This window comes from Microbacterium sp. AISO3, from assembly GCF_002204305.1.
GTDB classification, from domain to species: domain Bacteria; phylum Actinomycetota; class Actinomycetes; order Actinomycetales; family Microbacteriaceae; genus Microbacterium; species Microbacterium arborescens.
Genome location: NZ_NHRF01000010.1, coordinates 14,859 through 37,154, shown reverse-complemented (window position 1 = coordinate 37,154; position 22,296 = coordinate 14,859). Strand labels below are relative to the sequence as shown.

Below are 22,296 nucleotides of genomic sequence, written 5' to 3'. Positions count from 1 at the left end.
GGCGACCATCGAGTCGGCGCTCAGTGGGTAGTGACAGGGGCATGTGCGCGCTCTCCATAGTGGGTTCGGTTGTCGATCAGACCGGCGAGCGAGAGATCGCCGCGGTGAGTCGCGACCGCGACCGCGACCCCGCCTGCTCCCGTCGCCCCGTCGAGGGCAACCCGGCGGCCGAGGCCCCCCGGTGTCAACGGACCATGGGGCGTCTGCACGAGCATCGATCGGAGGTCGGCGAACAGCCCGGCCGAGTCGATCCGGCCCGGAAGGTGTCCGAGACGCGCGTTGACGACGCTCGCGGCGAACAGCAGCCCGGCGGCTCCGGTCATGAGGCCCGGCGCGACGCCGAGGGCGGTCCTGAGCCCGGCGGCGATCCGCTGCCAACGCGGATTCGCCAGTTCGTCCGCCGGGAGGACCGCCGACGCGGCGACGAGCAGCCCGGCGTTGCCCCGGTCGAGGTACGGACGGAACTTCTTGTCTCCGTCCACGAAGTAGAGCGCACGATTGACGACCTGATATCGGCGCCGCTCGCTGTCGATGAGGTCGTACGAGAGACCGGCATCGCCCCCGTGCGACCGGGCCCACAGGGAAAGCGCGAGGGCGATCCCCGGGCCACCGCCCATCAAGCCACGCTGCTCGGCGTCGGGCGACCGCCCGAGGTCGTTGCGCAGCAGATGTCGGGCTCGGGTCTCGAGCTCCTTCCCGACGCGGTCCGCGACGGCCGCGGCACGACCCGACGGTCGCCCCTCGGTGCCGAGGAGAATGGCGGTCAGGATGCCCGATAGTCCCGTGTCCAACCGCGAGCTGAGCGCATCCACCTCAGTGGCCTCGAGGCGGTCCAGGTAGGCCTCCGACCACTGCGCTGCGGTGTCTCTCTCGCCGTGGCGTCGGAGAGCTGCCGGGAGCAGGCCGACTCCGCCGATGAGTCCGAGGTCGGAGACACGCAACGGCCGAGACGGGCCCCCTGCGAGGACGTCGATCAGCCGTTCTTGCGCCGAGCGCACCTCGTCGTCGTCGCGGGGGAGGAAGAGCAGGCTGAGGAGGCCCGATCCGAGGCTTGCGACGGGGCGGTTGTCGAGATTTCCTCGCGGCGAGCGCAGCGGATGCGGTAGACCGACTCCGGTATCTAGGTAATGGCGGCATGCTCTCGCGTAAGCCCGATAGATGTCCGCAGCCGCGGGTGGCGTGGCCGGAGACCCGGCGTGACCGCCGGTCGTCGCGTGCGATGTCGGCGCATGGCCGGAGAAGTAACGTTGCACGCCTGCCGTGAACCTCGATCTCCAGTCGGGGTCGAGGTGCGCCGAGACCACCGGGGGCCAGTAGGCATAGGCCATGAGCCGGTCGACTGCGTCGACATCGCTCCCGGTCGAGTATTCGCGCCGGGTTCCGTACACCCACGGCACTCCGCGGACACCCGACGGCCCCCCGCGGCTCGCCGCTTCGAAGTCGACGAGAGCGACTCCCGCATCCGTGACGAGCACGTTCGCGGGCTGGAGGTCGTTGTGCGTGATGCCTGCTCGCGACAGATCGACGACGAGTTCGCGCAATCGATCGCCGATCGTCGCTACGCGCAGGGAATACGTCGCGGCAAGACCCTGGTACTCGTCGGTACCCCGGTCGATGCCCGCGTACACCGGGCTGTTCGAGGCCACCCATTCGAAAAGCGTGACTCCGTCGACCCTGGTCTCGACCAGGAAACTGCTCGTGCCGATCTCGAAGGTGTCGACGAGCCGCGGGACGCGACCATCCAGCTCGGGGCTGTCGGCCATCGACCGAAGAGTCGCCGCCTCGTCGCGGATCCGCTGCGCCGCGTCGGTGCCATGGCCGTCGAGGCCGATGAAACGGATGCCCCGTTTGATGACCACTCTGTCACCCGTTGCGAGGTCGTCGGCGAGGTAGGTCCCGCCGCCCGCGTGCACCGCGACGGCAGCGCGCACGCGATACCTGTCCGGGAGTGCATGAGGCTCAGCGTCGAAGCGGAGACCGGTCAGCTCGAACAGCTGATCCTTATCGGCCGCTACCGGCACCACAGCGCGGGCATCAGGCCGCAGCGTCCCGTCGGGCCCCTCGATCAGCGCCTGTCCCCATTCGTTGAACTCCGTCGCATCCGAGAACTCGAACGCGCCGAATCTGCAGTGGATGATCGTGTCGCTGAGGGAGTGGTCGCCGGCGACAGGAGGCCCGGAACGCGGACCGAGCGCCCTCCGGAGCGACACGAGGCATCTGGCCAGGTCCTCGGGTCGCGGGTAGAGCACGATCGCCTTACCGGCATTCGCCCGTGGGGCGTTCTTGGAGTACAGCGCCCACAGGAACTCGCGTCGCGCGACGTGCTTCAGTGTGAGCTCGAACTCCTGCGCGACCCGCTCGGCGATGGCGAGGACCTCGTCGAACTCGTCGAAGCACGGGGCGAGATGAATCTTGAAGCCCTGAGCGGGCAGCGGGCGGCGCCCGCGTATGACACGCCAGATGCCCCAATCCGACGTCGGATCCGGCGATCGCTGTCCCAGAGGGCCGAAGAACCGCGGGTCGATCGGGAAGTCCTGCCCCTCGGGGCGCCAGAGAGTGATGGGAGCGGTCATCACGGGGTCTGCGAGGTCGTCGAGGTATGTCATGGCTGAGTCACCATCCCTTCCAGTTCGGGCCACAACTCCCACAGCGGCGGCGGCACGGATCCGGGCGCCGCGCTCGCGAGGCTCTCCCCGGCGACCGGCTCGACCATCCGATACCGAGGCACGGACTCGATCCGCTGCCGCGCTGCCGTGTACAACGGATGCGCGACGATCCGCGGTGGTAGCGACGGGCAGAGAACCGTCGTGCATTCGCCCGTCGCGATAGCGGCCACCGACGGGGTGTCGAAGGCGAGCAGGCTGACGCGCATCAGATAGTTCACGGTCGCCGGGTAGACGAGGATCACATCGCTCGACTCGCCCAGTTCGACATGGTGCAGGTCGGCGGTCGAGAACGACTCCCAGTCGTCCTGTATCACCGGAACCCGGGCGATGCTGCGCAGCGACAGGGGACTCACGAACTGCGAGGCGGAGCGGGTCATCACGATGCGTTCGAGACCGTGCGCCTCCCGGCGACGTAGCCAGGAGAGGTACATCGGCAAGTGCGCGGCGGAGACAGCCCCCGTGGCGACCATGGTCACGCGCACAGTTCCCTCCTCAGCGTGTGGAACACACTGACGGGTCTGCCTGTCGTCATCCCGTCGACCGTGAGCCAGGTCGCGTCCGCACCGTAGCCGCCGAAGGGCCGCAATGCCGCCTCGTGGTGAAACGGCGTAGACGACGGGCACAGCCGGTAGGCGTCCGGCACCGGCCCCCCGGCGCCGCCGTAGAGGCTGAGGTACATCTCACTGCCCGCGTAGGGTGCAGCGGCGAAGGTCTCGAGGAGACGCTCCCACGATGAGAACGTCACGACGTTGAAGACGGGGGAGAAGAGCTCGGTATGCGAGGCCTCGGCGAGGTCGCTCGTCGTCACGGTTGTCGGAACGAAATCGGGCGAGTCGCAGTCAGGACCCGACCATGTCGTCCGATCCGCCATCTCGGCGAGGAACTGTCGCCCCTGCGTCGCGGTTCGTTCGTCTGGGCTCGGAGCATGCGCGATCGTGCCGGCGGATCTGCGATCGGTCATCTCGAGCAGCGTCAACCGGGCGGTCAGCCGCTCGTGGAACTCCGCGTACACCGACTCGTGTACGAAGACCGAGTCCGGAGCCAGGCAGTCGGCGCCGGAGTTGTACAGGCGCGCGAAGACGAGGTCGTCGCTGGCTTTCGAAAGATCCGCCCCGGGCATCACGATGGCCGGATTCAGCGAGGACCCGAATCCGATGAAGGCCCGATGCGACGTCTGCCTCTCGACACGGCGGCCGTTCTCGCTTCGTCCCGTGAAGATCAGCACGTCCTCGGCTGAGGAACGCGAGGTGAAATCCCGCTGCGATTCGTCGCGAAGGTGGGCGCTTCCGAAGCGGTCGAGCCCGGTCAGCTGCCAGAGCTCGGTGACCAGACCCGAGAGCGCCGCGGGCGGTCGCGCCTGCACCGGGAGCCCGAGGGAGAGAGGGATCAGGCAGTACAGGGCGATCGAATACAGAAGATTGTTGCGCGGCAGAAAGGTGTACACCGTTGCGGGGTGGCTCTGGCGCCGAGCCGGAACGCTCGCGAGCCGTTCGAGATTCCGTGCGAGCCGGAGAGACTGCGCCAACTCGATCTCGGCGCTGTGGAGTGTGCATTGCTCGGTCAGCCGGTGAAGCAGTCGCGGCGCATTGCGGATCAGCGACTGCTCGAAGCTGCGCTCCACCGAGACATCGAGATCGCCGGGATTGTCGAGCGCGTCGAGCGTCATCGTCCACCGCCGGGGACGGAGTAGAGGATCAGATCCCAGCGCTCGCCGTAAGCGAAGACGGCCTTCTCCAGGACGCCCTCCCGGGTCATCGACTGTGCGGCTGCGTGCACGATTGCCGCGTTCCACGCCGGAACCCAGGCTTCGAACCGGTCGGCCCCGCGCATCCGGGCCCCGGCCGCGGCTTCCGTCAAGGCGGATGCCACCCAGCCGGGCGCGTCATGTCCGTCGGGGATCGCGACGAAGCATGTGGCGGTCGGGTGCTCGGGCGCGAGCGAGAAGCCGACGTGGCACGCGTCGTCGTCCGTGACGGCCACCAACCCACTGTCCAGGAAGTTATCGACGGCCACGTCGTCGAACCATGCCGGGACGCCGATCGATGCCGCGGTGTTCGGGGCATGGAGCACGCGGGTCAATGCGTTCACGAAGACCTCCTCGTCGAGGGGAAGCGGAGCGGGCGGACGCGGTCGCGTCCGCCCGCTTATCTGTCAGCAGGACTGGCTGCCGAGGCTGGCGGCCATTTCCGCCGCCTCCGAACTCGCGTCAAGCGCTTCGAGCTGTTCCAAAGTCATCGATTCCACCCCCTTCCCGTGGCCGGGATCCCGGCGGCAATGCAGGCGATCAGACGCGTGTGAGCGGGTTACGAAGAGCCATCAGAACTCGACGAAACTGCCACGCTTGGTGAAACCGATGACCCCCCACGTGCGGCCTATTGCCACATCTGGCTACATACGTGGCGATAGTAACACGGGCGTTCGCCTTAATTACAAGCGGTTTCCGGTTTTCGGCTTCCGCGTGCTATTCGGCTGGTGCGGAAATGACGTTCGAGAGGACCCGAGCGAGATACGGCGCCGTCCGGCTGGAGGGATGCCGGACGAGCTCGGCGGGCGCGGCCGCAGCCATGATGCGCCCGCCGGCGTCGCCGCCGGACGGGCCGAGGTCGATGACCCAGTCGGCTGAGGCGACGACATCCATGTCGTGTTCGACCGCGACCACCGTGTTGCCGGCGTCCACGAGTGTGTGCAGCTGCGCGAGCAGCAGGCGCACATCGGCGGGATGCAGTCCGGTGGTGGGCTCGTCGAGCAGGTAGAGGGTGTGACCGCGACGGGCGCGCTGCAGCTCGGTCGCGAGCTTGATGCGCTGGGCCTCGCCGCCCGACAGCTCGGTGGCCGGCTGACCGAGTCGCAGGTAGCCGAGGCCGACATCGCGCAGAGTGCGCAGGCTCCGGGATGCCGCGGGCACCGGCTCGAGGAAGCCGGCAGCGTCATCGACGGTGAGGGCGAGCACGTCGGCGATGTTCTTGCCGCGGTAGGTGACCTCGAGCGTCTCGGCGTTGTACCGAGCGCCGTCGCACGTCGGGCACTTTCCGTAGCTGCCGGGCAGGAACAGCAGCTCGACCGAGACGTAACCCTCGCCGAGGCAGGTCTCGCAGCGGCCTCCCGCGACGTTGAACGAGAAGCGGCCGGCGGTGTACCCGCGCTCGTGTGCGAGGTCGGTGCCGGCGAAGACCGCGCGCACCGCATCGAACAGGCCCGTGTACGTCGCCAGGTTCGAGCGCGGCGTACGTCCGATCGGCTTCTGATCGACGCGCACCAGACGGTCGATGTGATCGAGGCCGGTGACCGCTCGCACCGCGGGGACCTCGGCCTGCCCGTCCGGCAGCGCCTCGACCGGGCCCGCCTCGCCCGGCTCTGTGGCATCCGTCGTCTCGTCGTGCGACTGGTCCGCCGTCTCATCCCCGCGCAGATGACGCCGCACCACGTCGTGGAGCACTCCGCCGACGAGCGACGACTTGCCCGACCCCGACACCCCCGTGACCGCGACGAACGTCCCGAGCGGGAACGCGGCGTCGACGTTCGCGAGGTTGTGCAGCGACGCGCCCTCGAGCGTCAGCCAGTCGGTGGGGGAGCGCAAGAAGCGCGACTCCACGGCGCCACCCTCGGTGCCCGGGAACAAGAAGGGCCGCGTCACTGATGCGGTGACCTCGGCGAGCCCATCGATGGCTCCGCTATAGAGCACCTCGCCGCCGCCCTCGCCCGCTCCGGGGCCGACATCGACGATCCAGTCCGCACCTCGGACGACGTCCATGTTGTGCTCGACGACGAACACCGAGTTCCCCGATGCCGCCAGCTGCTCCAGCACATCGAGCAGCGGCTCGGCGTCGGCGGGATGCAGCCCGGCCGATGGCTCGTCGAGCACGTAGACCACCCCGAACAGGCCCGAGCGCAGCTGCGTCGCCAGGCGCAGGCGCTGCATCTCGCCGGGGGAGAGGGTGGTGGTCACGCGACCGAGCCCGAGGTAGCCGAGCCCCAGGTCGATGAGCACCTCGATGCGGGCGACGAGGTCGGTGGTGATCGCGACGGCGACATCCGTGCGCTCGCCCGACGATGACGTCGTGAGCGCGGGCGCGGCATCCGTCAGCTCCGTGGTGGGACGCAGGATGTCGGCGAGCTCGCTCATCGGCAGGGCGTTCAGCTCGGCGATGGTGCGGCCGGCGAAGGTGACGGCGAGCGCCTCGCGCCGCAGACCCGACCCGCCGCACAGCGGGCAGATGCCCGTGCGGACGAACCGCAGCACCCGCTCACGCATCTTCGCGCTGTTCGAATCGGCGAGGGTGTGGAAGACGTACTTCTTCGCGCTCCAGAACATGCCCTTGTAGGGCTTGGCCACGCGGTCGCGCTGCGGCGCGATCTCGACGATGGGCTGCTCGTCGGTGAACAGGATCCACTCGCGGTCGGCGGGGTCGAGGTCGCGCCACGGGCGGTCGACGTCGTAGCCGAGGGCGATGGTGATGTCGCGGAGGTTCTTCGCCTGCCACGCGCCCGGCCACGCGGCGATCGCGCCGTCGCGGATGCTGAGGGAGGGATCGGGCACGAGGGTCTCCTCGGTGACCGTGTGCGCGACGCCGATGCCGTGGCACTCCGGGCACGCACCGGCGGCGGTGTTGGGGGAGAAGGCGTCGGAGTCGAGCCGGTCGGTGAACCCGTCGGGGAACGTGCCGGCGCGCGAGAACAGCATCCGCAGCGAGTTCGACAGCGTCGTCACGGTGCCGACGCTCGAGCGCGAGCTGGGCGCACCGCGACGCTGCTGCAGGGCGACGGCCGGCGGAAGCCCCGTGATCGACTCGACGTGCGGATTGTGGCCCTGCTGGATCAAGCGCCGGGCGTAAGGGGCCACGGACTCGAGATACCTGCGTTGCGCCTCAGTGAAGATCGTCCCGAACGCGAGCGACGACTTGCCTGAGCCCGACACCCCGGTGAACGCGACGATCGCGTCGCGCGGAACGTCGACGTCGACGTTCCGGAGGTTGTTCTCGTTCGCTCCGCGCACACGGACGAAGGCATCGGGGGTCGTGCGGCGGTCTCCGGACATCGGGCAAGCCTACGTGTCCGAGGTGCGCTCTAGGCTCGTGCGGTGGGTATCGCAGAGTGGGTCGCGCCGCGGCGCCTCGGCCGTGACTTCCGGTGGCTGTTCGCTTCGTCGCTGACGAGCAACATCGGCGACGGCATCGCCCTCGCAGCCGCGCCGCTCCTGATCGCGTCGATGACCGATTCGCCCATCCTGGTGGCCTCCGGTGCCGTCATGCAGTTCCTGCCGTGGCTGCTGTTCGGACTCCACGCCGGCGCGATCGCCGACCGGGTCGACCGGCGCATCCTGATCATGGTGGCCAACGGCATCCGGGCTCTCGTGCTGATCGGTCTGTGCGTCTTCCTCATCACCGGACTCGCCAGCATCTGGATGGTGCTGATCGTGGCCTTCCTCTACGGCACCGCCGAGGTGTTCGTCGACACGACCAGCAGCACCCTGCTGCCGATGATGGTGCGCAAGAGCGACCTCGGGATCGGCAACGCGCGGCTGCAGGCCGGGTTCCTCGTGGCGAACCAGCTCGGCGGCCCGCCCCTCGGTGCCTTCCTGTTCGCCATCGGGTCGTTCTGGCCGTTCGCCGTCCAGGGGCTGTGCGTCGCGCTCGCGATCGTCCTCATCTCGCGAATCACGGCGACGAAGAGAGTCGAACCAGTGGATGCAGCGCGTGAGCGGACCGCGGTGCACGCCGACATCCTGAGCGGCATCCGCTGGTTGTGGTGCAACCCACCTGTGCGGACGCTCGTGATCATCATCCTCACTTTCAACGTGACGTGGGCCGCGCCCTGGGGTGTGCTCGTGCTGTACGCCACCGACTACCTGCAAATGGGTCCCGTCGGGTACGGCGCGCTGACCACGGCCTCGGCCATCGGGGGACTGGCGGCGACGCTGCTGTTCGGAAGGCTGGAACGACGCTTCTCGTTCGCCGCGCTGATGAGGGTGTGCCTTACTGCGGAGGTCCTCATGCACCTCGCGTTCGCCCTGACGACGTCCGGCGTCGTGGCGTTCGTCATCATGATCGCGTTCGGCGCCTACGCGTTCGTCTGGGCGACCATCTCGACCACGGTCCGCCAGCGCCTGGTTCCACACGAGCTGCAGGGACGCATCGCCTCGGTGAACATGGTCGGTGTCTTCGGCGGCCTCGTCATCGGTCAGGCGCTCGGCGGGGTGATCGCGCAGGTCTGGGGGCCGACGGGTCCTTGGTGGTTCGCGTTCGTGGGTGCTGCGCTCACCCTCTTGTTGGTGTGGCGTCCCATCACGCACATCGCGGCAGCACCGCCGGTCATCGAAGACGACGAGAACGAAGCCGTCCCGGCAGGCTGAGCGGCCTACCGATCGTCGAGCGCGGCCATCGCATCGGCCAGCACGCGCGCGACGGGCCACGCGCCGTCGGCCGTGTTGCTCATCACGGTCGCCGTCGTCGAGGTCGGCGGGTGATGCACGGAACGGAACGACGCTCCCACGTCGCAGCCCTCCAGCACGACGCCGGCCCCCGTCTCGGTCAGCCAGAAACCCAGGCCGTATCTCATCTCCTCGTCTTCGACCCGGGAACGTGGCGCCGTCATGAGAGCCACGGACGCGGGGGAGACGATGCGTCCGTCGAAGAACGCTCGCCAGAACCGGTGCACGTCGGCGGTCGTGGTCGAAGCGCCGCCGTCGCCGCCGGCGCGGACGGGCAGGTGCAGCGTGTTGACCCGCAGTCCCTCGTCGAAGACGTAGCCGCGGGCATGATCCGCGCCGAGCTCGTCGGTACGGGGGAAATCGGTGTCGGTGAGGCCGGCCGGGGCGATGACGAGGTCATGCACGACCTCGTGGAACCCGCGCCTCGTCACCCGCTCGATGATGATCGCCAGCAGGACGTACCCGCTGTTGCAGTACGAGAAGGTCTCGCCGGGAGCGGCCCGGGGCGGGATGCCGTCGAGCAGGGGAAGGAACGCTTCCGCCGTCGTCAGCGTGTGCACGGGCACTCCGAGGAAGAACTCCGACACATCGAGATCGTCGTCCTCATCGATGTAGTCGCCGATCCCCGACGTGTGGCCGAGGAGATGCTCGACGGTGACGGCGTGGTCGATGAGCGGAAGGTCGTCACCGAGCAGGTCTCGGACCGCTGTGTCGAGCGCGAGGGTGCCCTCTTCCACGAGCCGCATGATCGCAAGCGCGGTGAACGTCTTGCTTCCGGATGCGATCGCAAATTGTGTGGCCTCGCTCGCCGGCGTCCCGTTCGCGCGGTCAGCCAGTCCGTGCGCGCTCCGCCATACCGGAGCGTCGCCCGAGTCGACGCTGATGACCCCGGAGAACGGCGCACCTGCGATCGCGGACCTCAGCGCCCGCTCGTCGATGATGTCGCTTTCCAACGTGCTCATCCCCTCACTGTGCCAGCCGCGCCGCGGACGACGCGACCGGCGCAAGCGGCGTCGGGTCGGGCAGTCGTCACGGCTCCACTCCGAACCGGTGGCTCAGCGCGGCGTAGCTCAACGCCGTGAACGTCTCCGGTTCGGTCAGGAGAATGTCGCGGAGATGCGATTCCTCGATCCACTGCGCCCCGCGTGACCCGTCGCCGGTCGCGCGCGGTTGCCCGGACGCGACGGCGTCGACGACCGCGAGCAGAGAGGGATAGGGCCCCTCGATCATCTGCACCAGCTGCACGCTCTCGCTGACCTGCACCGTGTCGCCGAGGAGTTCGTGGTCGCTGCTTTGGCCCCGTACGTCGACGTCGAAGAGGCCCGTCTCCTCGTGCAGCTCGCGTGCGGCGCACGAGGCGATCGTCTCGAACGCCCGCCACTTGCCTCCGGGGAGTTCCCAGCGCCCGCTGTTCGCGGGATCCGTGTCCGGTTTCCAGCGTTGCTGCAGTAGTACACGAGAGGGATGCTCGCGTTCGCGTGCGAGCACGTACACGTTGGGCAGTACCAGTTGTTCCATAGTCACCGATCCTTGCTCTCGCTGATCACTGTGCCAGTGGCGGCGGATGATCGCGAGCTCCGTCGGACACCGACTCCTCCCCAGGGGGAGACCGCACGCGGGGGCGATCCGGCCACTACTGTCATGGACTCAGATGGACGGCGACAGTTGACTGGGACCGGTCACAGTCACGGCAACGAGGGAGTTTGCATGACCATCCGAAGCACAGCAGCCACTGCCCGTACCACGGTGGGAGCGGCCATCGTCCTCTCGCTCGCGGCCACCGCCGGGTGCTCCAGCGCGCCGCCCGACGAGGAAGCGACCCTGACCTGGGATGCCGAGGCGCGGGCATATGAGATCGAGCCCGACGTCGCCAACGGAGAGGCGCCGCTGAAGGTCTGGGTGGAGTACCCCGAGTACGGCGAAGCGCTGGTGGAGGCCTTCACCGCGGTACATCCCGACATTCGCATCGAGCTCACGACGGTGTCGAAGGTCGATGCCGTCGCCAAGATGGAACTCGACGGCGAGGCCGGCACCGGCGCGGATGTGTACTTCACGAACTTCACCGATCTCCCGGGGGCGATCGACTCGGGTGTCGCCGCGCCGCTGGGTGAGTACGACAGCGAGATCACGCAGCGCGTCGGCGAGACCTTCGCCGGCGTCGTCAGCCGCGACGGCGACCTGTACGGCGTGCCGGTGTCGACCGAGTCGATCGCGCTGTTCTACAACAAGACCCTCCTGGAACAGCTCACGGGTTCGAGCGAACCGGCGCAGACCTGGGAGCAGATCCGCGAACTCGCGGCGAGCTACAACGACCCCCGGACGAATCGCTGGACCGTGCGCTGGCTCAGCGGCGAGCTCTACTACGCCTATCCGGTGCTGACCTCGCTGGGGTGGCATCTCACGGGCGACCCCGCGGCTCCCGGCCTCGACGACCCCGCACTGACCACCGCGCTGGCCTACTACGGCGGTCTTCGCGATCTCTGGCAGGTGAACGCCGCCGACGCGACCTGGGACTCGATCGAGATGGAGTTCGCCAAGGGGGAGACCCCGTACGTGATCACGGGACCCTGGTCGATCGGCGATTTCACCGCGGCAGGAGAGTCCGAGGGGTTCGAGTTCGGCGTGACAACATTGCCCGCCGTCGAGGGAGGCGAGGAGCCCGCGACGCTCGCCGGGCTCGGCGTGGGTGTCGTGTCGGGCTATTCAGCCCACCCGGGTGCCGCGCGGGTCTTCGCCGCGTTCCTCGCCTCGGACGAGGCCGCCGCCGCCCTCTATGAGACGACGGGTGGCATCCCCGCGCTGACGAGCGAGAACACCGAGGCCATTCCCGGCCTCGCCGACGACGAGCACGCCGGTGGCATCCTCGCGCAGGCCGAGCGATCGGACCTCGTCTCCGATGTCGGCGACAAGCTCTGGACCGTCGGGAACACCCTCGTCTCCAGCGTGTGGGACGGCGTGCTCGACGCCCCCGCTGCCCAGCGGCAGGCCGTCTCGGGGTACGCCGATCTGACCGGGCTGGGGGAGTGACCCCGCATCATCGCGGAGCGAGCCCGACGGCGCCCTGGTCGATCGGACTCGCCTCCGCCCTCGTGCCCGGTCTCGGGCAGGTGCTCAACCGCGAGTGGGTGAAAGGGATCGCGCTCGCCGTCGTGGCTGCGCTCGCCGTCGCTGTCGAGCTCACGACGGGGCATTACGCGGATATCGGTGAGTACACGCCTCGGACGCACGGCGGTTTCTTCGTCCGCGGTCTCTGGGGCCTTGTGACGCTGGGCGCGCAGCCGCGGGCCATGACCGTGGCCGGGCTGTCCGCGGGTGACCACTCGATCATCCTGATGATCAACGGGATCATCGCGGTGCTCGTCCTCTCGCTGCTCCTCGCCCTCGCGGTGTGGGCGGTGCGCGATGCCGCGAACACGCGACGCCGTTTCCTTGAGACCGGCGAACGCGTGGCTGTCCGGGCCTGGGTCCGCGACGCGCGGCAGCGCTCATTCCCGTATCTCGTGCTCGCGCCGACCGTCGTGCTGCTGCTGTTCGTCACCGCGCTGCCGGTCGCCTTCGGCATCCTCATCGCCTTCACGGACTACAGCAAAGACAATCTGCCGCCGATGCAGCTCGTGGAGTGGGTCGGGCTGGCGAACTTCCGGCAGCTGCTCGGCGCGGGCGCCTGGGGAGCGACGTTCTTCGGCGTGCTCGGCTGGACGATCGCATGGGCGGCGCTGGCGACGGCGACGACCTACGCGTTCGGGTTCTTGCAGGCGGTCCTCGTCTCGAGTCGGCGCGTCCGCTTCCCCCGCGTGTGGCGAAGCATCTTCTTCCTGCCGTGGGCCGTGCCGGCGATGATCTCGGCACTCGTCTTCCGCTCGATGTTCAACGGCCAGTTCGGGCCGATCAGTCAGGCCCTGGTCGACTGGGGCGTGACGTCCGAGCGGGTCATGTGGCTGACCGACCCGGCCAATCCGTGGCTCGCCCGGATCATCGCGCTGCTGGTCAACCTCTGGCTCGGCTTTCCATACTTCATGGCACTCGTCAGCGGTGCACTGACGAACATCTCGTCGAGCTACTACGAAGCCGCCCGCATCGACGGCGCCTCCGCCGCGCAGCAGGTGCGCTACATCACCCTGCCGATCGTCCTGCGGGCCACGGCGCCGCTCATCGTGCTGTCATTCGTCGCCAACTTCAACAACTTCGGGGTCATCTACTTCCTCACGCAGGGTGGTCCGGCCAACCCCGACTACCGGTACGCCGGCAGCACCGACATCCTCATCACCTGGCTCTACAAACTCACCCTCGACAACGGTCTGTACGACATCGCTTCGGTGATGTCGATCCTGATCTTCGTCATCGTCGGGAGCTTCTCCGTCTGGAGCCTGCGTCGCTCGAAGGCCTTCACCGATGCATAGAACCCGAAGCCGTCTCATCACCGTCCTCATCCACGTCGAGCTCGTCGTCGTCGCGGTCATCGTGCTGTACCCGCTGGCGTGGATCGTCGGATCATCGCTCGGCTCGGGACGCTCGCTCGCCCAGGCGTCGGCGATCCCCGCCGATCCGACGTTCGCCAACTACATCCGGTTGTTCGCCGAGACGCCGTTCGCGACCTGGTACGGCAACTCCCTCATCGTCGCGGTATCGAACATGGTGCTCAGCGTGCTGCTGTCGGCGATCGCCGCCTACGTCTTCGCGCGACTCCGATTCTCGGGCCGGCGCACCGGCCTGCTGGTCATGCTCGTCATCCAGATCTTCCCGACGTTCATGACCGCCATCGCGATCTACATCCTGTACCTGAATTTCGGACTGCTCGACAGCCTCGCGGGTCTGATCATCGCGAGCGTCGCCGCCGCGGTGCCCTACAACATCTGGCTTCTCAAGGGTTATCTCGACGGGATCTCGACCAGCCTCGACGAGGCGGCGGTGCTCGACGGCGCGTCGCATCTGCAGATCTTCACGCGCATCCTGCTGCCGCTGATGACCCCGATGCTGACGTTCGTCGCGGTCACCCAGTTCGCGGTCCCCTGGATGGACTTCATCCTGCCGCGCCTGTTGATAAGCAGCCCGCAGAACTACACCGTCGCGATAGGACTGTTCCAACTGATCTCGGATCAGACCCGGAACGACTTCACGACGTTCGCGGCAGGGGCCATCCTCGTCGCGGTGCCGATCACGGTGCTTTACGTGGTGCTCCAGCGCTACCTGGTCGCGGGGCTCGCTCAGGGAGGAGAGAAGGAATGATGACGACACCACTGCAGATCCGGGGTGCCGACGTATCGATGACCGCAGAGGTCGAGGCGCTCGGGGGGTGGTTCTCGGATGCCGCGGGCGCGAGGGACCTCTTCCGGATCCTCGCCGACCACGGGGTCAATCTCGCGCGGCTTCGCGTGTGGGTGGATCCGACCGACGCGGAGGGACGCCCGTATCAGGGCGGCACGAACGATCTCGCCACGACCGTGCGCCTGGCCGAGCGTGCGCGCGACGCCGGCCTCGGCCTCATGATCGATCTCCACTACAGCGACTTCTGGGCCGATCCGAAGAAGCAGTCGCTTCCCCGCTCGTGGCAGGCACTCGACCTCGACGGCCTGTGCGAGGCCGTGGCTGCCCACACCACCGAGGTCATCTCGGCCGTGAGCGCGAATGCCGGCAGCCCGGAGTGGGTCCAGGTCGGCAACGAGACGACGAACGGGATGCTGTGGCCGCTCGGCCGGACACCGCGGTACGACCTCGTGAACCGAGCCTTCGAGGCGGTGCCCACCGACGAGGCGCGAGAGCAGTACGACCGTCTCGCCCGCTTGCTGCACGCGGGCTCGAGCGCCGTTCGTGCCGCCGACGACCGTTCGCGCATCGTGCTCCACCTCGATGCGGGAGGCGCCGCCGACCTCTACCGTCGATGGTTCGACCAGATCACGGCGCGAGCCGTCGACTTCGACGCGATCGGGCTGTCCTACTACCCGTTGTGGCACGGATCGCTCGCCGACCTGAGCGGTAACCTGCACCAGCTCGTCCAACGCTACGAGAAGGACGTCATCGTCGTCGAGACCGCCTACGCGTACCGACCTGACAACCCGGCGGGGACGTCGATGTTCGATGCGAGCTCACCGGCGGCGGTCTACCCGGCGTCGGTCGAGGGCCAGTCGCGGTACCTCCACGACCTGGCCCGGGTCGTCCGCGACGTGCCCGGTGGCCGTGGCCGGGGAGTCGTGTACTGGGAGCCCGCCTGGCTGCCCGTTCCGGGAACATCCTGGGCGTCGACGGCGGGCATGGCTTACGGCAACGACGTGGCCGAGCCCGGCAACGGGTGGGCCAATCAGACGCTGTTCGACGAGGGCGGATGCGCTCTCGCCTCGTTGAGCGCACTGGGGGCGACGGCGGATCCGCTCCGACCGATGAGAGAGGAAGACACATGACGCACAGAGCACGGCGGCGAGCATCGGCGCTCATCACGGCGGCGGCGCTCGTCCTCGTCGGGGCGGCGCTGCCCGCGACGAGGGCCGCGGCCGTCGAACCCGACGGCTTCGTGATGGGCGGAGATCTCGGGATGATCCACGAGGTCGAGTCGCTCGGCGGGACGTTCTCCCGCGGCGGAGTCGTGGGCGACCCGATCGACATCATGGGCGATGCCGGCATGAATCTCGCTCGGCTGCGCCTCTGGGTCGATCCGTACACCGTCACCGGCGAACCGTACGGTGGCGGCACGAACGACCTGGCCACGACGATCTCGACGGCGCAGCGAGCGAAGGCCGCGGGGATGGACATCCTGCTCGACTTCCACCTCAGCGACTGGTGGGCCGACCCCGGCACGCAGACCGTACCGAAGGCATGGCGCGGTCTGACCTACTCGCAACTGGTGTCGACCGTTCGCGCATACACCGAAGACGTCATCGACGCGATGCGAGCGGCCGGGGTGCTGCCCGACATGGTCCAGATGGGCAACGAGATCCCCGGCGGCATCCTCTGGGATCACGGGCGGGTCGGCAATGGCGTCTCGGACTTCACCCAGCTCGCGGGCCTGCTGAAAGCGGGGATCGCGGGCGTCGATGCGTCGCTCCGGACGGGGGAGGACATCGAGATCGTCCTGCACCTGGATCACGGCGGCGACAACGCGCTGTATCGCTGGTGGTTCGATGCGATCACGGCGCAGGGTGTTCCGTTCGACATCATCGGGCTGTCTTACTACCCGTTCTGGCACGGCACCATGGGGCAGCTCGCCGTCAATCTCAACGACATCAGCGCGCGGTACGACAAAGACGTCCTCATCGTCGAGACCGCGTACGGCTGGACGCTCGGCGACGGCGACGGCCTCGGGAACTCGTTCTACACGGCAGAGGCGGCGACCGGCGGCTACCCCGCGAGCGTCGTCGGTCAGACCGCCTTCCTCCGTGACCTCCGCGACATCGTGCGCGCGGTGCCCGACGGGCGGGGGCGCGGACTCATCTGGTGGGAGCCCGGCTGGCTTCCCGTCCCGGGCGCCAACTGGGGGACCGAGGCCGGGAAGATCGACAACGACGACCCGGGTGTCCTCTCCAACCCGTGGGACAACCAGACGCTGTTCGACTGGAGCGGCGCGGCTCTGCCGACCCTCGACGTGTTCGGCGAGACGCCTCCGACGAACCTCGCCGTCAACGGCGGCTTCGAGCAGGACGGTTACACGAACGAGCCGACCGGCTGGGGTGTGTGGTCGCCAGGAGGCGCGCACGCCAACGCGGTCTTCACTCAGGACCCGGCGGTCGTCGGTGCGCTCAAGCTCACGTTCTGGAAGTCGACCGCCTATACCGCGTCGATCTATCAGACGCTCGGCGGGCTCCCGTCGGGGCTCTATCGCGTCTCCGCGTGGACGCTCAACAGTGGTGGCCAGAGTTCCGCGTACCTCTACGCGAAGAACTCCGGCGTACCCGAGCGTCAGGCGGCACTGCCGGTGAGCCCGAACGACTGGACGCGGGTGTCGCTCGAGGTGCCGGTCACCAACGGAACCCTCGAGTTCGGGTTCTCCTCGGAGGCCGCAGGCGGCACCTGGTTGAACATCGACGACGTCCGCGTCGAGCGGATCGGCTGATGCGATACCGTCGAGCGTCGCCCGATCCTGACGAGAGGCCCGTCGCCCATGGATGCTCTGTTCTCCGTGATCGGCTTCGCCGTCGCTGTCGTCATGCTGGCGATCGCGGGCGCGAGCGCCGTACTGGCGAGATCGTCCGACGTCGCTGCGGCGTGGCGTCAAGAACGCGCCACGGTGCTCTTCGTCGTATCGACGCAGCGTTGGCGGCGGGTCATGGTGCGCGTCGGGGGTTGCATGATGGCGATCATCGGCGTCATCAATCTCGTCGGTCCGCTCTCCCGTCCGGAGGACTCGCCCGCGAGGCGGATCGTCGGGCTGGGCGCTCTGCTCATCGGCGCGGCGCTCGTGTGGCTGGCGCACGGGATGAGCCGGATGCGGCTCGAGGTCGCCCCCCAGGTGGTCTTCGTCTCGCGGGGTTTCCTGCCGCCGATCCGGGTCGAGCTGGCGGACATCACCCGGCTGCGCCCGCACGTGGCTCATCGGTACAGCGGGGTTCTCGCGAAGCGCGGCCGGCGGACGGCCTTCACGGCGACCTCGGCCATGACGGGCTACGGACAGCTCCTGGCACATCTGAAGGCCGAACGCCCCGACCTGTTCGGACCGGGCGGGTTCCGCTGACGCGACGAAGCTGAGCCGCTACAGGGAGGGAGGTCCCCCGACCGACCCGCCGACCCGGATCGGCATCGGCACGCGTTCGATCCGCGGCGAATCGCCGGGGGCCGCGAGCATCGCCGCCGCCTGCCGCCCCAGCTCGATGTGGGGGAGCGCGATCGACGTGAGCTCGGGCTCGACGGCGCGGGCGTAGGGGCTGCCGTCGAACCCGATCACCGACACGTCGGCGGGGACGCTGAGCCCGGCGTGATGCAGCGCCTGATAGGCACCGACGGCGAGCGCGTCGTTCGCGCACACGAGCGCGGTCGGCGCGCCCCGGGCCTCCGCGAGCATCCGCGACACCGCTCGTCGACCGTTCGCGACATCCCAGTCGTCGTCGATCGCGGTGACACCGGCGAGGGTCGTTCCGGCCGCGGTCAGCGCCTGGTCGATCCCCGCCAGCCGCTCGGTCAGCGCGATCGGGTCCCACTCGGGCCAGGCGGCTCCGCCTCGCGAGCCCGCCGGCAGGTCTCCGACGAACCAGATCCCGTCGCGGTGGCCGTGATCCAGCAGCATCCGCGCGGCATCGCGGCCCGCGGCGATCTCGTCGGGCACGACGGCGTCGATCGACCCGTCCACCGTCACGCAGTTCAGCAGGACCGTCGGCACGCCCTCCAGCACTCGCGGCAAGGTGACGGTCCGCGTGAACATCGAGGCGTAGATGACCCCGTCGATGTTGCGGCCGAGAAGACTGTGGAGCAGCTGGTCCTCCAGGTCGGCGTCGCCCTGGGTGTCGACGGTGAACAACAGGGTGTCGTGCTCCCGGAGCTCCTGCATCGCGCCGCGCACCATCGAGTTCGCGAACGAGGTGCTGCTGACGAAGTCGGAGACCAGCGCGACCGTGCCTGAGCGCCCGGTGCGCAGCGTCTGCGCGGTGATGTTCGGGCGGTAGCCGAGCTCGTCTGCGGCGCGTCGAACCCGATCGAAGACGTCGTCGGAGAGGCGCTGGTCGGTGCGACCGTTCATCACGAACGAGACGGCGGAACGTGAGACGCCGGCGCGCTCCGCGACCTCCCGCAGCGTCACCCGGGCTGCCCGGCGGGCGGGGGGAGTGTCGGTCATGTCCTCGTTCCGGATGATGGTCGCGCTGTTCGAAAGCTAACACGGACGCGACGGGGCGCTCGCGACCTGGCTCCGAGCGCCCCGTGCGGTGTCAGTCGAGCCGCCGCCGCAGCAAGCAGACTCCCGCCGCCGTGAGAGCCGCGGCGACGCCGGTCAGCACCCACAGCGGAAGCGGGTCCATACCCGACCGTGCAAGGACGCCGCCGGTCGCGCTCGGTGCCGCGGAGCCCGCAGCACCGGAGCCGCTGGGCTCTTCGGATGCCGGACTCGCGGTGACGGTCGCCGTGATGGTCGCGGTCACCTCGGTGCCGCGGGCATCTGCGACGCGGTAGCTCACCGGGTCGGCCGTTCGCTCGAACGCGACATCCGCGATGAACGACACGACGTCCCCGTTCAGCTCGTATCGCCCCTGGCCTTCGACGACGACGGTCGTCGTCGGCGCGCCGTCGGCATCGATGAGCGCGAGCGACGCCGCCACGAGCGGAATGTCGGCATCGCCGGCGACGTCGTTGGCGAGCGGATGCACGGCGATCCTGCCACCGGCGGGCCCCGAGGCGACGTCGTCGACGGCGCGCGGCGAGACGGCGACCAAGCCGTCTCCGAGGTCGGCGACGAAGGAGGAGACCCAGGCGAGGGCCGAGTTCCAGTTGACGGTGATCTCGTTGACCGACCAGGCCCCGATGTTGTCGACGTAGCACGCCTGCGGCGCGCAGCCCTGCAGCCAGGCTCCTGCCACCGGGTCCTGGATCGACGAGTTCGGTCCGCCGGCGACCGTGCCCACCGGAGGATTCGGGAACGCCGGGTCGAGGGCATTGGCGTACCAGCGGCTGTGCTGGTTGCGTGCGTCGTTCGTCCCGTACCCGGTGATGTACGACTGACCGAGCACGTTGCGCCCGAGCAGGTAGTCGAAGCCCTCGACGACCGCCTCGGCGTACCGCGGGCGCTGGGTCAGATCGAACGCCGTCCCCAGGACGACCTGGTTGTTCAGCACCGATGAGTTCGAGCCCCAGTCGTACAGTCCCTCATCCGGCGCGTACGGCTGGCCGAACGGCTGTGCCCGCTGATCGGCGATCAGACGCTCGGCCGCATCGATCACCGACGCGCGGATGCGGTCGATGTCGGGCAGGTCCGTTGCGAATCGAGCGAGCTGCATTCGTCCGAGGGCCGCGACTTCGCCCCAGTAGAAGCCGCCGGGCTCGAACACGTCGGCCTGATGCAGCGGGTTGCCCTCCACCTCTGCGCGGTAGTGGTCGCTGCCGGTCGTGATGTAGAGCTCCGCCGCCGCCCAGTAGAACTCGTCGGTCACCTCGTCATCGGCGTAGGTGCCGCCGCCCGTGCCGTCCTCTTCCGGGGCGAGCAGGTCGGGGTGTGCGAGGGCGGCGTCGTACGCACGCTCGGCCGCTTCGAGCAGCCGCTGCGCGAACGAGGCGTCGAACGGCTCATACAGGCGGGATGCCTGCGCTGCGGTCGCCGCCAAGTTCAGCGTCGCCGCCGTCGACGGCCGGTGCAGCAGTCGTTCCTGCGGGTCGTCGTGCGGCATGAGCGGCAGTCCCGTCCACGCTCGGTCGTGCACCTTGTGCCAGGCCATTCCGGCGAGCGGGTCGCCGGAGGGCACCTGCATCCGCAGCAGGAACTCCATCTGCCACCGCGCCTCGTCGAGGATGTCCGGGACGCCGTTGCCCCGCTCGGGAACCGCGAGGGTCGAATCGCCCAGCGCGTCCGCCGTGCCGGCGGCGACGGCCCGCTCGTAGGTCGAGAGGACCTGGGCTACCGCGATGCCGCCGTTGACGACGTACTTGCCGTGGTCGCCCGCGTCGTACCAGCCGCCGCGGACGTCATGACGATCGCTGCAGGTCCAGCCGTCCGACCACGGCTGCGGCTCGAGGCACCCGACATTGTCGTCACCCTGATTGGGCGAGGCGCCGATATGACCGGCGGGGCGAGCGTACTCCGCGCCCGCGATGTCGCCGTCGATGTCGATGCCGGAGCGGTTCGTGTAAAAGAAGCGCATCGAGTCGGCGCGCAACGACTGGAAGAGGTCGGCGGAGATCGCGAAGGGATGGCTGATGTCCGTGCCGACCCGGAGCCGCACATCGACCGCTTCCTCGGTGACGTCGCTGAAGTCGATCCGGTGGACGGACGCCCCGGCGCTCGCGTCGAAGCCGGCCGGCTCGGTCTCGCCCATGGCGAGAACGGATCCGTCCGGTGCTTCGAGGGTCCACGGCAGCGGCGCGGCGGCGTCGGACACGACGGTCGCGCGCTTGGGGCCCTGGGGTAGATACCCGACCTGATTGACCTTGACGGCGGGGCCCGGATCGGCAGTGTACGAGTAGACGGTGCCCCGGAGTGATATCTCGTCGAAGCAGATCTCGGTGCCGGCGGGCACCGCGCCGAGTCGGAACTGCACCTGGCCGAGGTGGTAGTCGGCGGCGGGCGTCGTCGTGAACGCGATGTCGAACGACTGCGGCTGGGTGTCCAGTGTGAAGGACTGCTCGAGCCAGTCGGTCGGCGATGCGCCTGTGTAGGTCCCGACCTTCGCCGAGGCGGTCGCGATGGACGAAGCGGATGCGGTGAAGCTCAGGCGAAAGCCCGTCTCACCGGGCAGGAAGATGTCGTTGTGGCCGAGGAGAACGTCCCACAGATTCGGCGTCTGCTCGGTCACCGTCGCACACATCCGCTGGCCGGGGTTCGACAGCGACACGGGGCCGCTCGTCCACCACGGGTTCGTGCTGTCGTCCAGCGTAGGATTCGGGAGCAGCTCGTCGTCGCCGATCGGGGTGACCGGGGGAGTCGAGGCGTCGTGGGCGACGAGACTCACGTCATCGACGCAGAATCGCGTGGCGCCGTTCGCGCCGAGGCGGAACTGCAGCTCCGACACGGTGCCCTGTCCCAGGTCGCGTGCTGTGAACTCCGCGCGGATCAGCTGCCAGTCGTCGGTCAGCTGGGTGCTCTGCGCGAGGTACGTCGTGTAAGCGGCGTCGGGGACGGTGGGGGCGACCTGAGCGACGACCGTGGCGGTCGCATCAGCGCGGACTCGCGCCGTCAGCGTGTAGGCGGCCCCGTCGACGAGAGCGAGGTCGCTCTGACCGATCAGCACATCCCAGGGGTTCTCGGTGTCGGGCACCCCGGCGCAGAAGGCGCCGGTCGCGGTGTCGAAGCCATCGACGCCGGCCGACCACCAGGGCTCATGACCCGTCGAGAAGTCCCCGTTCCGGAGTAGCTCGGCCGGCGCCGCCGCAGCGGCCAGCGGGGCCGTGGTCATCGCTGCCCCCACGAGCAAACCCGTCGTGATCACGGACGTCACGCGTCTCCTGTGACGCTGTCTCATTGCTTCCATTCAAGCTCCTTCGCTCGCCTGAGAGCGCTCCCAGGGAGCGCTCTCACGCACGCTAGCAGAACGGTCCTCGCCGTGGCCCGCCTGTTTCGGCCTCGCCTCGCGGGCGCGTCAT

Annotated in this window: 17 protein-coding genes; 7 read left to right on the top strand and 10 right to left on the bottom strand. The window is 68.8% G+C overall.

What is annotated here, in order from left to right; genetic code table 11:
- Positions 1–20 precede the first annotated feature (20 nt).
- From CBF90_RS13755 to CBF90_RS13735, 6 genes are all read right to left on the bottom strand, one after another.
- Complete coding sequence (locus CBF90_RS13755) at positions 21–2,606, bottom strand: phosphotransferase (protein ID WP_088380863.1); 2,586 nt, start codon at positions 2,604–2,606, stop codon at positions 21–23.
- Positions 2,603–3,148, bottom strand: a complete 546-nt coding sequence (locus CBF90_RS13750; protein WP_088380862.1) for a flavoprotein — start codon at positions 3,146–3,148, stop codon at positions 2,603–2,605. The genes CBF90_RS13755 and CBF90_RS13750 overlap by 4 nt, the downstream gene beginning before the upstream one ends.
- Entirely contained in the window at positions 3,139–4,332 is a 1,194-nt protein-coding gene (locus CBF90_RS13745; protein WP_088380861.1) for an aldehyde dehydrogenase family protein, read from the bottom strand. Before CBF90_RS13745 ends, CBF90_RS13750 begins: the two co-directional genes overlap by 10 nt.
- Positions 4,329–4,754 (bottom strand): hypothetical protein, encoded by a 426-nt coding sequence (locus CBF90_RS13740; protein WP_023951649.1) that lies wholly within the window; start codon positions 4,752–4,754, stop codon positions 4,329–4,331. Before CBF90_RS13740 ends, CBF90_RS13745 begins: the two co-directional genes overlap by 4 nt.
- A gap of 63 nt (positions 4,755–4,817) precedes the next feature.
- Complete coding sequence (locus CBF90_RS18930) at positions 4,818–4,901, bottom strand: microvionin family RiPP (protein ID WP_368730587.1); 84 nt, start codon at positions 4,899–4,901, stop codon at positions 4,818–4,820.
- Between the two features lie 226 nt (positions 4,902–5,127).
- Complete coding sequence (locus CBF90_RS13735) at positions 5,128–7,701, bottom strand: excinuclease ABC subunit UvrA (protein WP_088380859.1); 2,574 nt, start codon at positions 7,699–7,701, stop codon at positions 5,128–5,130.
- 42 nt (positions 7,702–7,743) lie between these two features.
- On the opposite strand from CBF90_RS13735, the gene CBF90_RS13730 reads away from it, so the two are divergent.
- Complete coding sequence (locus CBF90_RS13730; RefSeq protein ID WP_088380858.1) at positions 7,744–9,015, top strand: MFS transporter; 1,272 nt, start codon at positions 7,744–7,746, stop codon at positions 9,013–9,015.
- Between the two features lie 5 nt (positions 9,016–9,020).
- On the opposite strand, the gene CBF90_RS13725 is transcribed toward CBF90_RS13730, so the two are convergent.
- Together CBF90_RS13725 and CBF90_RS18900 are read right to left on the bottom strand one after the other, a co-directional pair.
- The gene (locus tag CBF90_RS13725; RefSeq protein WP_088380857.1) at positions 9,021–10,055 is read right to left on the bottom strand and encodes a serine hydrolase; all 1,035 of its coding nucleotides are present in this window, start codon (positions 10,053–10,055) and stop codon (positions 9,021–9,023) included.
- Positions 10,056–10,122: 67 nt separating this feature from the next.
- Positions 10,123–10,611 (bottom strand): NUDIX domain-containing protein, encoded by a 489-nt coding sequence (locus CBF90_RS18900; protein WP_088380856.1) that lies wholly within the window; start codon positions 10,609–10,611, stop codon positions 10,123–10,125.
- 189 nt (positions 10,612–10,800) lie between these two features.
- On the opposite strand from CBF90_RS18900, the gene CBF90_RS13715 reads away from it, so the two are divergent.
- From CBF90_RS13715 to CBF90_RS13690, 6 genes are read left to right on the top strand one after another with little or no spacing between them, the layout of a single operon-like run.
- A complete protein-coding gene (locus tag CBF90_RS13715; protein WP_172407850.1) occupies positions 10,801–12,120 on the top strand; it encodes an extracellular solute-binding protein in 1,320 nt (439 codons plus the stop codon).
- Complete coding sequence (locus CBF90_RS13710; RefSeq protein WP_197690585.1) at positions 12,117–13,493, top strand: carbohydrate ABC transporter permease; 1,377 nt, start codon at positions 12,117–12,119, stop codon at positions 13,491–13,493. The genes CBF90_RS13715 and CBF90_RS13710 overlap by 4 nt, the downstream gene beginning before the upstream one ends.
- The gene (locus CBF90_RS13705; RefSeq protein ID WP_088380854.1) at positions 13,486–14,319 is read left to right on the top strand and encodes a sugar ABC transporter permease; all 834 of its coding nucleotides are present in this window, start codon (positions 13,486–13,488) and stop codon (positions 14,317–14,319) included. Before CBF90_RS13710 ends, CBF90_RS13705 begins: the two co-directional genes overlap by 8 nt.
- Positions 14,316–15,488 (top strand): glycosyl hydrolase 53 family protein, encoded by a 1,173-nt coding sequence (locus CBF90_RS13700; RefSeq protein WP_242435683.1) that lies wholly within the window; start codon positions 14,316–14,318, stop codon positions 15,486–15,488. The genes CBF90_RS13705 and CBF90_RS13700 overlap by 4 nt, the downstream gene beginning before the upstream one ends.
- Positions 15,485–17,134, top strand: a complete 1,650-nt coding sequence (locus CBF90_RS13695; RefSeq protein WP_064956872.1) for a glycosyl hydrolase 53 family protein — start codon at positions 15,485–15,487, stop codon at positions 17,132–17,134. The genes CBF90_RS13700 and CBF90_RS13695 overlap by 4 nt, the downstream gene beginning before the upstream one ends.
- A gap of 48 nt (positions 17,135–17,182) precedes the next feature.
- The gene (locus CBF90_RS13690; protein ID WP_088380853.1) at positions 17,183–17,752 is read left to right on the top strand and encodes a hypothetical protein; all 570 of its coding nucleotides are present in this window, start codon (positions 17,183–17,185) and stop codon (positions 17,750–17,752) included.
- 18 nt (positions 17,753–17,770) lie between these two features.
- Here CBF90_RS13690 and CBF90_RS13685 read toward each other — a convergent pair whose 3' ends face one another.
- Together CBF90_RS13685 and CBF90_RS13680 are read right to left on the bottom strand one after the other, a co-directional pair.
- The gene (locus tag CBF90_RS13685; RefSeq protein ID WP_088380852.1) at positions 17,771–18,847 is read right to left on the bottom strand and encodes a LacI family DNA-binding transcriptional regulator; all 1,077 of its coding nucleotides are present in this window, start codon (positions 18,845–18,847) and stop codon (positions 17,771–17,773) included.
- 91 nt (positions 18,848–18,938) lie between these two features.
- Positions 18,939–22,151, bottom strand: a complete 3,213-nt coding sequence (locus CBF90_RS13680; protein ID WP_172407849.1) for a glycoside hydrolase family 9 protein — start codon at positions 22,149–22,151, stop codon at positions 18,939–18,941.
- Between the last annotated feature and the right edge of the window lie 145 nt (positions 22,152–22,296).

What these genes read in the sequence shown, in the direction of transcription:
- CBF90_RS18930 (WP_368730587.1), bottom strand. Translation starts at nt 4,901, where the DNA reads ATGACTTTGGAACAGCTCGAAGCGCTTGACGCGAGTTCGGAGGCGGCG.
- CBF90_RS13715 (WP_172407850.1), top strand. Translation starts at nt 10,801, where the DNA reads ATGACCATCCGAAGCACAGCAGCCACTGCCCGTACCACGGTGGGAGCG.
- CBF90_RS13745 (WP_088380861.1), bottom strand. Translation starts at nt 4,332, where the DNA reads ATGACGCTCGACGCGCTCGACAATCCCGGCGATCTCGATGTCTCGGTG.
- CBF90_RS13690 (WP_088380853.1), top strand. Translation starts at nt 17,183, where the DNA reads ATGGATGCTCTGTTCTCCGTGATCGGCTTCGCCGTCGCTGTCGTCATG.
- CBF90_RS18900 (WP_088380856.1), bottom strand. Translation starts at nt 10,611, where the DNA reads ATGGAACAACTGGTACTGCCCAACGTGTACGTGCTCGCACGCGAACGC.
- CBF90_RS13725 (WP_088380857.1), bottom strand. Translation starts at nt 10,055, where the DNA reads ATGAGCACGTTGGAAAGCGACATCATCGACGAGCGGGCGCTGAGGTCC.
- CBF90_RS13700 (WP_242435683.1), top strand. Translation starts at nt 14,316, where the DNA reads ATGATGACGACACCACTGCAGATCCGGGGTGCCGACGTATCGATGACC.
- CBF90_RS13695 (WP_064956872.1), top strand. Translation starts at nt 15,485, where the DNA reads ATGACGCACAGAGCACGGCGGCGAGCATCGGCGCTCATCACGGCGGCG.
- CBF90_RS13705 (WP_088380854.1), top strand. Translation starts at nt 13,486, where the DNA reads ATGCATAGAACCCGAAGCCGTCTCATCACCGTCCTCATCCACGTCGAG.
- CBF90_RS13735 (WP_088380859.1), bottom strand. Translation starts at nt 7,701, where the DNA reads ATGTCCGGAGACCGCCGCACGACCCCCGATGCCTTCGTCCGTGTGCGC.
- CBF90_RS13685 (WP_088380852.1), bottom strand. Translation starts at nt 18,847, where the DNA reads ATGACCGACACTCCCCCCGCCCGCCGGGCAGCCCGGGTGACGCTGCGG.
- CBF90_RS13755 (WP_088380863.1), bottom strand. Translation starts at nt 2,606, where the DNA reads ATGACATACCTCGACGACCTCGCAGACCCCGTGATGACCGCTCCCATC.